Annotated in this window: 12 protein-coding genes and 1 tRNA gene; 10 read left to right on the top strand and 3 right to left on the bottom strand. The window is 66.1% G+C overall.

Annotation, left to right across the window (positions count from 1 at the left end; genetic code table 11):
- Nucleotides 1-13 precede the first annotated feature (13 nt).
- Both pssA and KU887_RS12145 read left to right on the top strand, forming a co-directional pair.
- Nucleotides 14-886 carry a CDP-diacylglycerol--serine O-phosphatidyltransferase gene (gene pssA, locus KU887_RS12150; protein ID WP_006491034.1) on the top strand — a complete coding sequence of 291 codons (873 nt, stop codon included), beginning with the start codon at nucleotides 14-16 and terminating at the stop codon, nucleotides 884-886.
- 323 nt (nucleotides 887-1,209) lie between these two features.
- On the top strand, nucleotides 1,210-2,754 hold the full coding sequence (locus KU887_RS12145) for a 2-isopropylmalate synthase (RefSeq protein ID WP_006491031.1): 1,545 nt from the start codon (nucleotides 1,210-1,212) through the stop codon (nucleotides 2,752-2,754).
- 71 nt (nucleotides 2,755-2,825) lie between these two features.
- Here KU887_RS12145 and KU887_RS12140 read toward each other — a convergent pair whose 3' ends face one another.
- From KU887_RS12140 to KU887_RS12130, 3 genes are all read right to left on the bottom strand, one after another.
- Nucleotides 2,826-4,376 (bottom strand): SulP family inorganic anion transporter, encoded by a 1,551-nt coding sequence (locus KU887_RS12140; RefSeq protein ID WP_258250077.1) that lies wholly within the window; start codon nucleotides 4,374-4,376, stop codon nucleotides 2,826-2,828.
- A 40-nt stretch (nucleotides 4,377-4,416) separates the two neighbouring features.
- Nucleotides 4,417-5,058 carry a carbonic anhydrase gene (locus tag KU887_RS12135; protein WP_034201505.1) on the bottom strand — a complete coding sequence of 214 codons (642 nt, stop codon included), beginning with the start codon at nucleotides 5,056-5,058 and terminating at the stop codon, nucleotides 4,417-4,419.
- A 383-nt stretch (nucleotides 5,059-5,441) separates the two neighbouring features.
- The gene (locus KU887_RS12130; protein ID WP_006484895.1) at nucleotides 5,442-5,954 is read right to left on the bottom strand and encodes a hypothetical protein; all 513 of its coding nucleotides are present in this window, start codon (nucleotides 5,952-5,954) and stop codon (nucleotides 5,442-5,444) included.
- 165 nt (nucleotides 5,955-6,119) lie between these two features.
- Here KU887_RS12130 and KU887_RS12125 point away from each other — a divergent pair, with 165 nt between their 5' ends.
- The 8 genes from KU887_RS12125 (at nucleotide 6,120) to KU887_RS12090 (ending at nucleotide 13,417) form a co-directional block, all read left to right on the top strand.
- On the top strand, nucleotides 6,120-7,379 hold the full coding sequence (locus KU887_RS12125; protein ID WP_258250076.1) for a branched-chain amino acid ABC transporter substrate-binding protein: 1,260 nt from the start codon (nucleotides 6,120-6,122) through the stop codon (nucleotides 7,377-7,379).
- 107 nt (nucleotides 7,380-7,486) lie between these two features.
- The gene (gene rpsO, locus KU887_RS12120) at nucleotides 7,487-7,756 is read left to right on the top strand and encodes a 30S ribosomal protein S15 (RefSeq protein ID WP_006398792.1); all 270 of its coding nucleotides are present in this window, start codon (nucleotides 7,487-7,489) and stop codon (nucleotides 7,754-7,756) included.
- Nucleotides 7,757-8,046: 290 nt separating this feature from the next.
- Nucleotides 8,047-10,194 carry a polyribonucleotide nucleotidyltransferase gene (gene pnp, locus KU887_RS12115; RefSeq protein ID WP_034178497.1) on the top strand — a complete coding sequence of 716 codons (2,148 nt, stop codon included), beginning with the start codon at nucleotides 8,047-8,049 and terminating at the stop codon, nucleotides 10,192-10,194.
- A 148-nt stretch (nucleotides 10,195-10,342) separates the two neighbouring features.
- Nucleotides 10,343-11,362 carry an NAD(P)H-quinone oxidoreductase gene (locus tag KU887_RS12110; protein ID WP_012492734.1) on the top strand — a complete coding sequence of 340 codons (1,020 nt, stop codon included), beginning with the start codon at nucleotides 10,343-10,345 and terminating at the stop codon, nucleotides 11,360-11,362.
- 140 nt (nucleotides 11,363-11,502) lie between these two features.
- A complete protein-coding gene (tpiA, locus tag KU887_RS12105) occupies nucleotides 11,503-12,258 on the top strand; it encodes a triose-phosphate isomerase (RefSeq protein WP_006484882.1) in 756 nt (251 codons plus the stop codon).
- Nucleotides 12,259-12,330: 72 nt separating this feature from the next.
- On the top strand, nucleotides 12,331-12,708 hold the full coding sequence (secG, locus tag KU887_RS12100; protein ID WP_034201508.1) for a preprotein translocase subunit SecG: 378 nt from the start codon (nucleotides 12,331-12,333) through the stop codon (nucleotides 12,706-12,708).
- A 111-nt stretch (nucleotides 12,709-12,819) separates the two neighbouring features.
- Nucleotides 12,820-12,904, top strand: a tRNA-Leu gene (locus tag KU887_RS12095).
- A gap of 153 nt (nucleotides 12,905-13,057) precedes the next feature.
- Entirely contained in the window at nucleotides 13,058-13,417 is a 360-nt protein-coding gene (locus tag KU887_RS12090) for an NADH-quinone oxidoreductase subunit A (protein WP_006398798.1), read from the top strand.
- Nucleotides 13,418-13,444 lie beyond the last annotated feature (27 nt).

Here is a 13,444-nt window from a genome sequence, read left to right as displayed (position 1 = left end):
GGCGGGGCGCACGATGGCCGCATTCAAACCGCGTCGGCCGCGCAACGGCTCCGGCCAGACGCCACGCCCGTTCCGCCGCAACAAGGTGATGGCGCCCGATCCGGCGCCGCTCGAAAGCCGCCGCGCCGCGCGCCAGCGGTTCCTGAAGACGCGCGGCATCTATCTGCTGCCGAACGCATTCACGACCGCCGCGCTGTTCTGCGGCTTCTTCGCGGTCGTGCAGGCGATGAACGTGCGCTTCGAGATCGCCGCGATCGCGATTTTCGTCGCGATGGTGCTCGACGGGATGGACGGGCGCGTCGCGCGCATGACCCATACGCAGAGCGCGTTCGGCGAGCAGTTCGACAGCCTGTCGGACATGGTGTCGTTCGGCGTCGCGCCCGCGCTCGTGATGTACGAGTGGGTACTGAAGGATCTGGGCCGCTGGGGCTGGCTCGCCGCGTTCGTCTATTGCTCGGGCGCCGCGCTGCGCCTCGCGCGCTTCAACACGAACATCGGCGTGGTCGACAAGCGCTTCTTCCAGGGGCTGCCGAGCCCGGCCGCCGCCGCGCTGATCGCGGGCTTCGTGTGGCTCGCGACCGACAACCGCGTGCCGATGAAGCTCGGCTGGCTGCCGTGGGTCGCGTTCGCGCTGACGATCTACGCGGGCGTGACGATGGTGTCGAACGCGCCGTTCTACAGCGGCAAGGCGCTCGACGTGCGGCACCGTGTGCCGTTCGCGGCCATCCTGCTCGTCGTGGTCGCGTTCGTGCTCGTGTCGTCCGATCCGCCGCTGATGCTGTTCTGCCTGTTCGTGTTGTACGGGCTGTCCGGCTACGTGTTCTGGGCCTACCAGGCCATCCGCGGGCGCGCCAATCCGGCGCGCTCGTCGCAGCGCGATCACTGACTCCGGCGCGCGATTTGCCCGAAAACGGCGGCCTCGGGGCCGCCGTTTTCATGTGCCCCTTTTTCGAGCCGGGGGCGCGTCGATCCCCGGGTGCCGTCCGATTGCGCGGCCAACCGAATGTCGCTATAGTCTTTGACATGACTGCATTTCCCCGCCTCTCCCTCCTTCTAGCCGGTGCGCCGCTACGCGCGCCAGCTTTGGCGCGCCTGCCGCGCTGACCGTTCTCGCCCTCCGTCTCAAGCCTCGTCTGTTGTTGAGCGTCGCCAGCGGTGGCGCGATCTCGTTACGTTTGACTTCCGTATAAAAGAGCCCTGGAGCCCCCCATGACAGACAAGCTGATCATTTTCGATACGACGTTGCGTGACGGCGAGCAATCGCCCGGTGCATCGATGACGAAGGAAGAGAAAATCCGTATCGCGAAGAATCTCGAGCGGATGAAGGTCGACGTGATCGAGGCCGGCTTCGCCGCCAGCTCGAACGGCGATTTCGACGCGATCCACACGATCGCCGGTCTCGTGAAGGACAGCACGATCTGCTCGCTGGCGCGGGCTAACGACAAGGACATCCAGCGCGCGGCCGACGCGCTGAAGCCGGCCAACAGCTTCCGGATCCACACGTTCATCGCGACGTCGCCGCTGCACATGGAGAAGAAGCTGCGGATGACGCCCGACCAGGTGTTCGAGCAGGCGCGCCTCGCGGTGCGTTTCGCACGCAAGTTCACCGACAACGTCGAGTTCTCGCCGGAAGACGGCAGCCGCTCGGACATGGATTTCCTGTGCCGCGTGCTGGAAGCCGTGATCGCGGAAGGCGCGACGACGATCAACATCGCCGATACGGTCGGCTACGGCGTGCCGGAACTCTACGGCAACCTCGTGAAGACGCTGCGCGAGCGCATTCCGAACTCGGACAAGGCGATCTTTTCGGTGCACTGCCACAACGACCTCGGGATGGCGGTCGCGAACTCGCTCGCCGGCGTGAAGATCGGCGGCGCGCGTCAGGTCGAGTGCACGATCAACGGTCTCGGCGAGCGCGCGGGCAATACGTCGCTCGAGGAAATCGTGATGGCCGTGAAGACCCGCAAGGACTATTTCGGCCTCGACGTCGGCATCGACACGTCGCAGATCGTGCCGACGTCGAAGCTCGTGTCGCAGATCACCGGCTTCGTCGTGCAGCCGAACAAGGCGGTGGTCGGCGCGAACGCATTCGCGCACGCGTCGGGCATTCACCAGGACGGCGTGCTGAAGGCGCGCGACACCTACGAGATCATGCGCGCGGAAGACGTGGGCTGGACCGCGAACAAGATCGTGCTCGGCAAGTTGTCGGGCCGCAACGCGTTCAAGCAGCGCCTGCAGGAGCTCGGCGTGTCGCTCGACAGCGAAGCGGAATTGAATGCCGCGTTCATGCGCTTCAAGGATCTGGCCGACCGCAAGGCGGAGATCTTCGACGAGGACATCATCGCGATCGTGTCCGAGGAGTCGGCGCTCGCGCAGGAGCAGGAGCACTTCAAGTTCGTGTCGCTGTCGCAGCGTTCGGAAACGGGCGAGCAGCCGCAGGCGAAGGTCGTGTTCGCGGTCGAAGGCAAGGAAGTGACCGGCGAGGCGCGCGGCAACGGCCCGGTCGATGCGACGTTCAATGCGATCGAGGGTGAGGTCGGCAGCGGGTCCGAGCTGCTGCTGTACTCGGTGAACGCGATCACGACCGGCACGCAGGCGCAGGGCGAAGTGACCGTCCGGCTGTCGAAGAGCGGGCGGATCGTCAACGGCGTCGGCACCGATCCGGATATCGTCGCCGCGTCCGCGAAGGCGTACATTTCCGCGCTGAACAAGCTGCACTCGAAGGACGACAAGGTCAACCCGCAGCGCTCGTAAGCGCCGCGCGTCACGTTGTCCGAAACGCCCCGTGCGGCCCTGCGCCGCCGGGGTGTTTTTTCATCGGCCGCTCATTCGGCGGCCGGCGCGCGGAACAGCCAGCGGCGCGCCGCCGCGCGTGGCGCCGGCTGGCGCCGGCGGAACTCGACCGCGATCCCGCGCCGCGGCGCATCGGCGACGAACGCATCGAGCAGTTCGAGCACGTCGTGATCGATGTAGTCGGCGCGCGTCGCGTCGATGATCACCGCCGCGCGGTCCGGAATGTGCCGCAGATGGTGCTTGACCTGTACCTTGCCCAGAAACGACACGTCCTTGCGGAACGACAGCAGGAAGTGGTCGTCATGCTGCGCGAGCGTGACGGGGCTCTTCAGGTTCGCGACGGCGACGGCGAGCACGCTGCACGCGAGGCCGAGCGCGATGCCGAACAGCAGGTCGACCGCCAGCACGCCGACGATCGTCGCGGCGAACGGCACGAACGCGGCCGGCCCCTGTTTCATCACCGAGCGGAACAGCGCCGGCTTCGCCAGCTTGAAGCCCGTGTGGATCAGGATCGCGGCGAGGCTCGCGAGCGGGATCAGGTTGATCAGCCCGGTGAGCGCGAACACGCTGGCGAGCAGCAGCACCCCGTGGACGATCGCCGACATCCGGCTTTGCGCGCCCGCGTTGACGTTCACCGAGCTGCGCACGATCACCGACGTGATCGGCAGGCCGCCGACCGCGCCCGCGACGAGATTGCCGACGCCCTGGGCCTTCAGTTCGCGGTCGGGTTGCACCGGCCGGCGCTTCGGGTCGATCTGTTCGACCGCTTCGAGGCTCAGCAGGGTTTCGAGACTGGCGACGACCGCGAGCGTGATCGCGACGCGCCACACGTCCGGATTGACGAGCTGCGCGAAGTTGGGGCCGAGCTCCGCGTGCTTGAGCGATGCCGCGAAGGCGGTGAACGATCCGAGTTCGGGCAAGGTGACGCGGTGGGCGGCGCCCGGCGCGACCGCGGGCGCGACGACACCCAGCACCAGCGTCGCGCCGATGCCGAGCACGACCACCGCGAGCGGCGCGGGCACCGAGCGCACCAGCGCGAAGCGGCGCAGCGCGGGGGTGTCCCATGCCACCAGCAGCGCGAGCGACGTGAGCGCGATGGCCGTGGCGGCCCATGCGACCGGCAGCCCCGGCCAGTTCGCAAACGATTGCGCGGCCGAGCCGCCAATGCCGAAGGCGAACGGAATCTGCTTCACGATCAGTAGCAGGCCGATCGCGGCGAGCATGCCCTTGATGACGGGCGACGGCACGTACGCGGCGAAGCGGCCGGCGCGCAGCATGCCGAAGCCGAACTGCAGCACGCCGGACAGCAGCACCGCGAGCAGGAACGCGGAGAAGCTGCCGAGTTGCGCGATCCCTTCGACGACGATCACGACGAGGCCGGCGGCCGGTCCGCTGACGGACAGCGACGAGCCGCTCAGCAGCGCGACGACGATGCCGCCGACGATGCCCGACACGAGCCCGGCGAACGGCTCGACGCCGGAGGCGTTGGCGATACCGAGACAGAGCGGTAGCGCAACGAGGAAAACGACGATGCCGGCGACGATGTCGCGCGGCAGGGTGGACAGGCGCTCGTTCAGTTTCATGGTTGGGGTGGTTTCGTTGGCAGGGAGGGCAGGGCGCGGGTCAACCGAGCGCGGCGGCGGCCGCGACAGGTTCGGGCTCGGCTTCGGTCGGCAATGCCGCATAGCCGGAATCGAGCTCCTTCAGGCGGCCGTCGGCGAGCGAAAAGATCCAGCCGTGCACGAGCGGCGGCCGTTCGCGACCGCGCACGATCGGCGACGCGCGCAGCAGCCGCACCTGTTCGAGCACGTTCAGCTCGGCGAGGCGGTCGGCGGCGGCCATGTCGTCGAGCCCGTCGAGCGTGTCGCGATGGCGCCGCGCGAGCGCGCAGAGCGGTGCGATGCGGCGCGCGACGTGCGGCAGGTCGGCGGGCGGCGGCAGCAGCGATGCGCGCACGCCGCCGCATCCGTAGTGGCCGCACACGATCACGTGATCGACCTTCAGCACCCGCACCGCGTACTCGAGCACGCTGGCGGAATTGTCGTCGTCGGGATGGAACAGGTTCGCGATGTTGCGATGGACGAACAGCTCGCCGGGCGCGCAGTGCGTGATGGTTTCCGCCGGCACGCGGCTGTCGGCGCAGCCGATCCACAGGACGCGCGGGTTCTGGCCGCGCGCGAGTGCGTCGAAGAAGCCGGGCGTGTGTTCGCGCGTCTCGCGGGCCCAGGCAATGTTGGCAACCAGCATGCTCTTGGGGCGATTCATGAGGACTCCTTTGTGATAAAGGCAAATAAATATCGGCCGAAATGGCGCAAGCGCATTCTTTCTAAATTGAAAGGTTGAATTTCGACTGATATTAGGGGTATGCCCTAGCACTCCGGGTGAACTGAAACAAATTGTTTCAAATTGATTGGGCATAGTGCATTGCATGCACCAGCGCGACGCATGACATGCACGGCCCATGCCTGTATGCGCGCAGGGGCCCGCATGACGGGGCGTTCAGCGGCTTGCCATCGGAATGTCAGGAATCGGAAAAGATTTCCGTCTTGTTCTTCGAATTAAATAAGACGACGGAAAAAATGAAATGGCCATTCACGCAATAATTCGTAAATGGCCATTGCGACAATTGCGCTTGAATGTGCAATCGGTCAGAACAGGGTGCGGCGATCGGGATCGTGCAGCGGGTCCGGCGTTTTCTGCGTGGTGCGCAGGATGCCCTGCGGATCGAAGTAGAAGCTGTACATCATGTACCAGACGTTGTCCTCGAGATACCGGTACGTCCACACCTCGCGTTTCATCAGCGGGAAGTAGGACGTCTCGACCGGGCGTCCGAAATTGACGAGGACGTCGGTCTTCGTCCACTTGCCGATCTCCGCGCGATAGAACTCGCTCGGCTGCAGCACCTGACGCACGTTGACGATCCGGTGGGCCGCATCGACGTCGGCCGCGACCGTGATCTCGCCCATTGGCTGGGTCGGCCACATCAGGCGCTTGCCGCCACCGGGCAGGTCGTAGATCTCGCGCGGCGGGCCCATGCGTGCGACGATCGCCGACTCGTCCTGGCCGGCCTGGTATTGCTGCCACGGTTGCGCGCAACCGGCCAGCAGCGCGGTAGCGCAGACGGCCAGCACCGGCAGGCGCGCGGGAATGCGAATGCGCATCGGATTCTCCAGAACACGGAAACAAGTCCCGTTTTATCACGGACGGCGCGCGACGGCGCATCGCATGCGAAAAATCGGTGCGGATCGCAGCTGTCGCGCTTGCGGGCGGCGGTCGCGGCGGCCTATGATCCGCGCTTCTCGGACAGATTGAAGGGCAGGTGGCCGATGCAGGGTTGGAAGCGGTGCGCGCTCGCGTGGAGCGCGGGGTGGATGCTGGCGTCGTCCGCGTTTGCCGGTGGCGAGCCGGTGCGGATCGCGCTGATCGAAGGGATGTCGGGCCCGTTCGCGAACGCGGGGGCGGCGGTCGAGCGCAACCTGCGCTTCGGCGTCGAGCAGGTCAACGCGGCGGGCGGCGTGAAGCTGCGCGATGGCGCGCATCCGCTCGAACTCGTCGTGCTCGACAGCAAGGGCAGCCCGGAGGAGGCGCTCGTGCAGTTGCGCGCGGCGGCCGACCGCCATATCGGCTTCGTCGCGCAGGGCAACAGCTCGGCCGTCGCGGCCGCGCTCGTCGCGGCGCTCGACAAGCTGAACGCGCGCAATCCGGACAGCCGGATGCTGTTCCTGAACTATTCGGCCGACGATCCGGCGCTGACCGGCGCGCGCTGCAGTTTCTGGCATTTCCGCTTCGATGCGCATGCCGGCATGCGGATGGCCGCGCTCGCGGACGTGATGGCGCGCGATCGCGCGCTGCGCAAGGTCTATCTGCTGAACCAGGACTACAGCTTCGGCCACGACGTCAGCACCCTCGCACGGCAGGCGCTGGCCGCGCGGCGCCCGGACGTGACGATCGCGGGCGACGAATTCCACCCGATCGGCCGGATCAAGGATTTCTCGCCGTATATCGCGAAGATCCGCGCCGGCGGCGCGGACGCCGTCGTGACCGGCAACTGGGGCAACGACCTCACGCTGCTCGTGAAGGCGGCGCGCGAACAGGGGCTCGACGCGAAGTTCTATACGTTCTATGGCAACAGCCTCGGCGCGCCGGCGGCCCTGGGCGACGCGGGCGTCGGCCGCGTGGTGGCCGTGGCCGACTGGCATCCGAACGCGGGCGGGGCCAAATCCGACGCGTTCTACCGCGCGTTCCGGACCCGTTTTCCGGCCGCGCAGGACGACTATCCGGTGCGGCGGATGAGCCAGATGATCGAGATGCTGGCCGCCGCGATGACCCGCGCGGGGTCGGCCGACCCGGTCGCGGTCGCGCGTGCGCTCGAAGGCCTGTCGTTCGACGACGGCTTCCACGCGTCGCGGATGCGCGCGCAGGATCACCAGCTGATCCAGCCCCTTTACGTGATGGACATGGACAAGGTCGGCGCGCCGGGCGTGCGCTTCGACAACGAAGGGTCGGGCTACGGCTTCCGGACGGTGCTCGCGGTGCCGGCGCAGCGCACGGAGATGCCGTCGACGTGTTCGATGACGCGTCCGTGACGGGAGGCGGTAAGAACGGCATCGAGTTGTGCTACAATGCGCGCCGGTTGTAAGTCACGGCACGGCCATTCTTCCGTGTCCGCCTGTTCAGTTAGAAAGGAAATCACATGTCTGTTGCAGATATCAAGAAGTCGGAAGTCGTTGCTCAGTTCGCCCGCGGTACCAACGACACGGGGTCGCCCGAAGTCCAGGTCGCACTGCTGACCGCACGTATCGTCGAACTGACGGGTCACTTCAAGACCCACGCGAAGGATCACCACAGCCGCCGCGGCCTGCTGCGCATGGTGAGCCGCCGCCGCAAGCTGCTCGACTACCTCAAGGGCAAGGATGCCGACCGTTACCGCGCACTGATCGAGAAGCTGGGTCTGCGTAAGTAATCGAGGCGATTGCCGCCAGCAAGATGCCTGTGTCAGTCCGCTGATACAGGCATTTTGTTTTTGCGCGGTGCGTAGCGTCACACGCATCGCAGGCTGTCCGGCACGTTCGTGCCGGCCTGCCGCAACGATCGATACCGGGGCGGGATTTGTGTCATTCCAGCGCGTCGCTGCCTGAGCGCCGCGCTGGAATGGCATAAAAAACACACCTTGCTCCGGGTGATTCGGTCGGGACGCCGCCGCGCGGGATCGCCGGCGCGGCGAATGAAATGCATGAATACAAAGGAGCAACCATGTCCATGTTCAACAAGGTCGTGAAGGAATTCCAGTGGGGCCAGCACAAGGTGCGCCTCGAAACCGGTGAAGTCGCTCGCCAGGCGAGCGGCGCCGTGATCGTCGACGTCGAAGACACCGTCGTGCTCGCGACCGTCGTCGGCGCGAAGTCGGCGAAGCCGGGTCAGGACTTCTTCCCGCTGACCGTCGACTACCTCGAGAAGACCTATTCGGCCGGCAAGATCCCGGGCGGCTTCTTCCGCCGCGAAGGCCGTCCGTCGGAGCACGAGACGCTGACGTCGCGCCTGATCGACCGTCCGCTGCGCCCGCTGTTCCCGGAAGGCTTCTACAACGAAGTCCAGGTCGTGATCCACGTGCTGTCCGTGAACCCGGAAATCCCGGCGGACATCCCCGCGCTGATCGGCGCATCGGCTGCGCTCGCCGTGTCGGGCCTGCCGTTCAACGGCCCGGTCGGCGCCGCACGCGTCGCGTACATCGACAACGCGTACGTGCTGAACCCGACGCGTGACCAGATCAAGGCATCGAGCCTCGACCTCGTCGTCGCGGGTACCGAGCGCGCCGTGCTGATGGTCGAATCGGAAGCCGATCAACTGTCGGAAGACGTGATGCTGGGCGCGGTGGTGTTCGGCCACGAGCAGATGCAGATCGCGATCGACGCGATCCACGAACTGGTGCGCGACGGCGGCAAGCCCGAGTGGGACTGGCAGCCGGCGCCGAAGAACGAGGCGCTGATCGCACGCGTGACCGAGCTGGCGCAGAACGATCTGCTCGCCGCTTACCAGCTGCGCGACAAGCAGGCACGTTCGGCGAAGCTGAAGGAAGTCTACGCGGCGACCTCGGCGAAGCTCGAGGAAGACGCGCTGGCGGCCGGCACGGTCGCGGCCGACAAGGCCACCGTCGGCAATATCCTGTTCGACATCGAAGCGAAGATCGTCCGCTCGCAGATCCTGAACGGCGAGCCGCGCATCGACGGCCGCGACACGCGCACCGTGCGCCCGATCGAAATCCGCACCGGCGTGCTGCCGCGTACCCACGGCTCGGCGCTGTTCACGCGCGGCGAGACGCAGGCGCTGGTCGTCGCGACGCTCGGCACGAAGGGTGACGAGCAGATCATCGACGCGCTCGAAGGCGAATACCGCGAGCGCTTCATGCTTCACTACAACATGCCCCCGTTCGCGACCGGCGAAACGGGCCGCGTCGGTTCGCCGAAGCGCCGCGAAATCGGCCACGGCCGGCTGGCCAAGCGCGCGCTGGTCAAGTGCCTGCCGAGCGCCGACGAATTCGGCTACTCGATCCGCGTCGTGTCGGAAATCACCGAATCGAACGGTTCGTCGTCGATGGCATCGGTGTGCGGCGGCTGCCTCGCGCTGATGGACGCCGGCGTGCCGATGAAGGCGCACGTCGCGGGTATCGCGATGGGCCTGATCCTCGAAGGCAACAAGTTCGCGGTGCTGACCGACATCCTCGGCGACGAAGACCACCTCGGCGACATGGACTTCAAGGTGGCCGGCACCGAGCAAGGCGTGACGGCGCTGCAGATGGACATCAAGATCCAGGGCATCACGAAGGAAATCATGCAGGTCGCGCTCGCGCAGGCGAAGGAAGGCCGCATGCACATCCTCGGCAAGATGACCTCGGCGGTGTCGGGTGCGAACACGCAACTGTCGGAATTCGCGCCGCGCATGATCACCATCAAGATCAATCCGGAAAAGATCCGCGACGTGATCGGCAAGGGCGGTTCGGTGATCCGCGCGCTGACGGAAGAAACGGGCACGACCATCGACATCTCGGATGACGGCGTCGTGACGATCGCGAGCACGAGCAGCGACGGCATGGCCGAAGCGAAGAAGCGCATCGAGCAGATCACGGCCGAGATCGAAGTCGGCCAGGTGTACGAAGGCACGGTGCTCAAGCTGCTCGATTTCGGCGCGATCGTGAACCTGCTGCCGGGCAAGGACGGCCTGCTGCACATCTCGGAAATCGTCAACGAGCGCGTGAAGGACATCAACGACTACCTGAAGGAAGGTCAGCAGGTGAAGGTCAAGGTGATCCAGACGGACGAGAAGGGTCGCGTGCGTCTGTCGGCCAAGGCGCTGCTGAATGAAGCAGCGGCTGCAGCGCAGTCGGATACGCCGCCGCAGCAGTAAGCGGACAGGCGGATCAACGGCCGGCAGTGCGAAAGCGTGCCGGCCGTTTTTTCTGTAGCATCGTTGTGCGGCGCAGCAGCGCCGGCGAGGCGTCCACGCCGTGCGCGCGGCCGTGCCATCCGATTCCGATCCTGGAGCGATTTTCACCATGAAAGCCATCGAAATCACCGAATTCGGCGCCCCCGACGTGCTGAAGCTCGCGGAGCGTCCGCGCCCCGAACCGAAGCGCGGCGAGGTGCTGATCAAGGTGGCGGCTTCCGGCGTGAACCGGCCCGACGTGTTCCAGCGCAAGGGCGCCTATGCGCCGCCGCCGGGTGCGTCGGATCTGCCGGGCCTCGAGGTCGCGGGCGAGATCGTCGGCGGCGATCTGTCCGATGCGGCGCTGAACCCGTTCGGCCTGAAGCTCGGCGACCGCGTGTGCGCGTTGCTCGCGGGCGGCGGCTATGCCGAATATGCGGTCGCGCCGCTGCCGCAGTGCCTGCCGGTGCCGGGCGGCCTCACCGATATCGAGGCCGCGTCGCTGCCCGAAACGTTTTTCACCGTGTGGAGCAACGTGTTCGACCGTGCGCAGCTCGGCGCGGGCGAGGGCGGCGAGCACGAGACGCTGCTCGTGCAGGGCGGCTCCAGCGGCATCGGCGTGACGGCGATCCAGATCGCGCATGCGCTCGGTTTTCGCGTGTTCGCGACGGCCGGCACCGCCGACAAGTGCCGTGCGTGCGAGGCGCTCGGCGCCGAGCGCGCGATCAACTACAAGACCGAAGACTTCGTCGAAGTCGTGAAGTCGCTGACGCACGATCGCGGCGTCGACGTGATCCTCGACATGGTGGCGGGCTCGTACGTGCCGCGCGAGCTGTCCGCGCTCGCGGACGGCGGCCGTCTCGTGCTGATCGCGCTGCTCGGCGGCGCGAAGGCCGACGTCAACCTCGGCGAGATCCTGCGCCGCCGGCTGACGATCACCGGTTCGACGCTGCGCCCGCGCCCGGTCGAATTCAAGGCCCGTATCGCCGCGCAGCTGAAGGCGCGCGTATGGCCGCTGCTCGCCGACGGCCGCATCAAGCCGGTGATCTATCGCGTGTTGCCCGCCGCGGACGCCGCGCAGGCGCATGCGCTGATGGAAAGCAGCGAGCATACCGGCAAGATCGTGCTCGATTGGGGGTCGAACGCCTGACGCCCCGTGCGGCGGGCTTGACATGCGCGGTTTGACCGGTTCAAGCCCCGCGCAGTAAAATCGCGGGTTTGCTTCGCCAGATCCAACCTGACGGCCGGGTTCCGGCACGTTAATGACAAGATAGTGACGAGACGGACACGATGTCGAAACAACGAACAAAGCGAGTGATCGGCAACTGGAAGATGCACGGCCGGCTGGCCGGCAACCAGGCGCTGCTGAACGAAGTGGTGCAGGGTGCGGGCGCGGTGGCGGCTGAAACGTCGATTGGCGTGTGCGTGCCGTTCCCGTATCTCGCGCAGGTTCAGGCGCAACTCGGCGGTGGCCGTGTCGCGTTCGGTGCGCAGGACGTGTCCGCGCACGAGCAAGGCGCGTTCACCGGCGAAGTGGCGGCCGCGATGGTGGCGGAGTTCGGCGCGCGGTACGCGATCGTCGGCCATTCGGAGCGTCGCGCGTATCACGGCGAAAGCAGCGAGACGGTCGCGGCGAAGACGCAGCGCGCGCTCGCGGCGGGCCTCACGCCGGTCGTGTGCGTCGGCGAGACGCTCGACGAGCGCGAGTCGGGTGCGACCGAGCAGGTCGTCGGTGCGCAGCTCGACGCGGTGCTGGCCGTGCTGACGGCTGACGAGGCCGCGCGCATCGTCGTCGCGTACGAGCCGGTCTGGGCGATCGGCACGGGCAAGAGCGCGACGTCGGCGCAGGCGCAGGACGTGCACGCGTTCCTGCGTACGCGTCTTGCGGCAAAGGGTGCGGCGGACGTGTCCGTGCTGTACGGCGGCAGCGTGAAGCCGGACAACGCGGAAGAGCTGTTCGCGCAGCCGGACATCGACGGCGGCCTGATCGGCGGCGCGTCGCTGAAGGCGGAAGATTTCCTGGCGATCTGCCGGGCCGCGCGTTGAGCGGTCCGAGATCGAATTGAACCATGACGGCGGCCGGTCGGTCCGGTCGCCCGATCCAATCGGGTGGGTGTGATGCTGTTATTCAAGACGCTGATTATTGTGGTGCAGGTGCTGTCTGCACTCGGTGTGATTGGGCTCGTGCTGCTGCAGCACGGCAAGGGGGCCGACATGGGCGCCGCGTTCGGCAGCGGCGCGTCGGGCAGCCTGTTCGGTGCGACGGGCTCGGCGAACTTCCTGTCGCGTACGACGGGCATTCTCGCGACGATCTTCTTCGTCGCGACGCTCGCACTGACGTACCTCGGTTCGTACAAGTCGACGCCGTCGGCGGGCGTGCTCGGCACGGCCGTGACCGCGCCGGCATCGGCGCCTGCAGCGTCGGCACCGGCCGTCGCGGCGTCCGCTGCCGCCGGTTCCGCCGCAAGCGCGCCGGGCCAGGATGTCCCGAAATAAAAAGTTAAATTTTTTGCGTTTGTGCGTTGAACAAATCTGGAACTCGGGTTAGAATTTAATTCTTGAAGCGATTCGCGGGAAACGAGCAGCACAACCCGAGTTGCATGCAGTGCCGACGTGGTGAAATTGGTAGACACGCTATCTTGAGGGGGTAGTGGCGAAAGCTGTGCGAGTTCGAGTCTCGCCGTCGGCACCAAAGTTACTCAATGCCAGCCGCTTCTAGTGGCTGGCATTTTTCATTTCTGGGGTGTGCTTGCGGTTGTCTTGCGATCGCCTGTACTCCGAAATGATTCCTTCCGCCGGAAGTGGTATTCTCCGGACGCTCAGAACCAACCGATAGAGGATTGCCTTGAACCTCGCAGCCTATTACCCCGTCTTGTTGTTCCTCCTCGTGGGCACTGGTTTAGGTATAGCGCTGGTCAGCATCGGCAAGCTCCTTGGTCCCAACAAGCCGGACGTCGAGAAGAACGCACCGTACGAGTGCGGCTTCGAAGCCTTTGAAGACGCCCGGATGAAATTCGACGTTCGGTATTACCTCGTCGCCATCCTGTTCATCATCTTCGATCTCGAAACCGCATTCCTGTTTCCGTGGGGCGTCGCGCTCCGGGACATCGGCTGGCCGGGTTTCATCGCAATGATGATTTTTCTGCTCGAATTCCTGCTGGGCTTTGCCTATATCTGGAAGAAAGGCGGCCTCGACTGGGAGTGATGGGTTAATCGCCGGTTTGCATGGGCG

Source organism: Burkholderia sp. EMB26 (genome assembly GCF_024730645.1).
GTDB lineage: Bacteria > Pseudomonadota > Gammaproteobacteria > Burkholderiales > Burkholderiaceae > Burkholderia > Burkholderia cenocepacia.
Note: the sequence above shows the minus strand (reverse complement) of the source record. Positions and strands in the feature narration are given on the sequence as shown.

What these genes read in the sequence shown, in the direction of transcription:
- KU887_RS12125 (WP_258250076.1), top strand. Translation starts at nt 6,120, where the DNA reads ATGCAGGGTTGGAAGCGGTGCGCGCTCGCGTGGAGCGCGGGGTGGATG.
- KU887_RS12130 (WP_006484895.1), bottom strand. Translation starts at nt 5,954, where the DNA reads ATGCGCATTCGCATTCCCGCGCGCCTGCCGGTGCTGGCCGTCTGCGCT.
- pssA (WP_006491034.1), top strand. Translation starts at nt 14, where the DNA reads ATGGCCGCATTCAAACCGCGTCGGCCGCGCAACGGCTCCGGCCAGACG.
- KU887_RS12145 (WP_006491031.1), top strand. Translation starts at nt 1,210, where the DNA reads ATGACAGACAAGCTGATCATTTTCGATACGACGTTGCGTGACGGCGAG.
- pnp (WP_034178497.1), top strand. Translation starts at nt 8,047, where the DNA reads ATGTCCATGTTCAACAAGGTCGTGAAGGAATTCCAGTGGGGCCAGCAC.
- KU887_RS12135 (WP_034201505.1), bottom strand. Translation starts at nt 5,058, where the DNA reads ATGAATCGCCCCAAGAGCATGCTGGTTGCCAACATTGCCTGGGCCCGC.
- KU887_RS12110 (WP_012492734.1), top strand. Translation starts at nt 10,343, where the DNA reads ATGAAAGCCATCGAAATCACCGAATTCGGCGCCCCCGACGTGCTGAAG.
- secG (WP_034201508.1), top strand. Translation starts at nt 12,331, where the DNA reads ATGCTGTTATTCAAGACGCTGATTATTGTGGTGCAGGTGCTGTCTGCA.
- rpsO (WP_006398792.1), top strand. Translation starts at nt 7,487, where the DNA reads ATGTCTGTTGCAGATATCAAGAAGTCGGAAGTCGTTGCTCAGTTCGCC.
- KU887_RS12140 (WP_258250077.1), bottom strand. Translation starts at nt 4,376, where the DNA reads ATGAAACTGAACGAGCGCCTGTCCACCCTGCCGCGCGACATCGTCGCC.
- tpiA (WP_006484882.1), top strand. Translation starts at nt 11,503, where the DNA reads ATGTCGAAACAACGAACAAAGCGAGTGATCGGCAACTGGAAGATGCAC.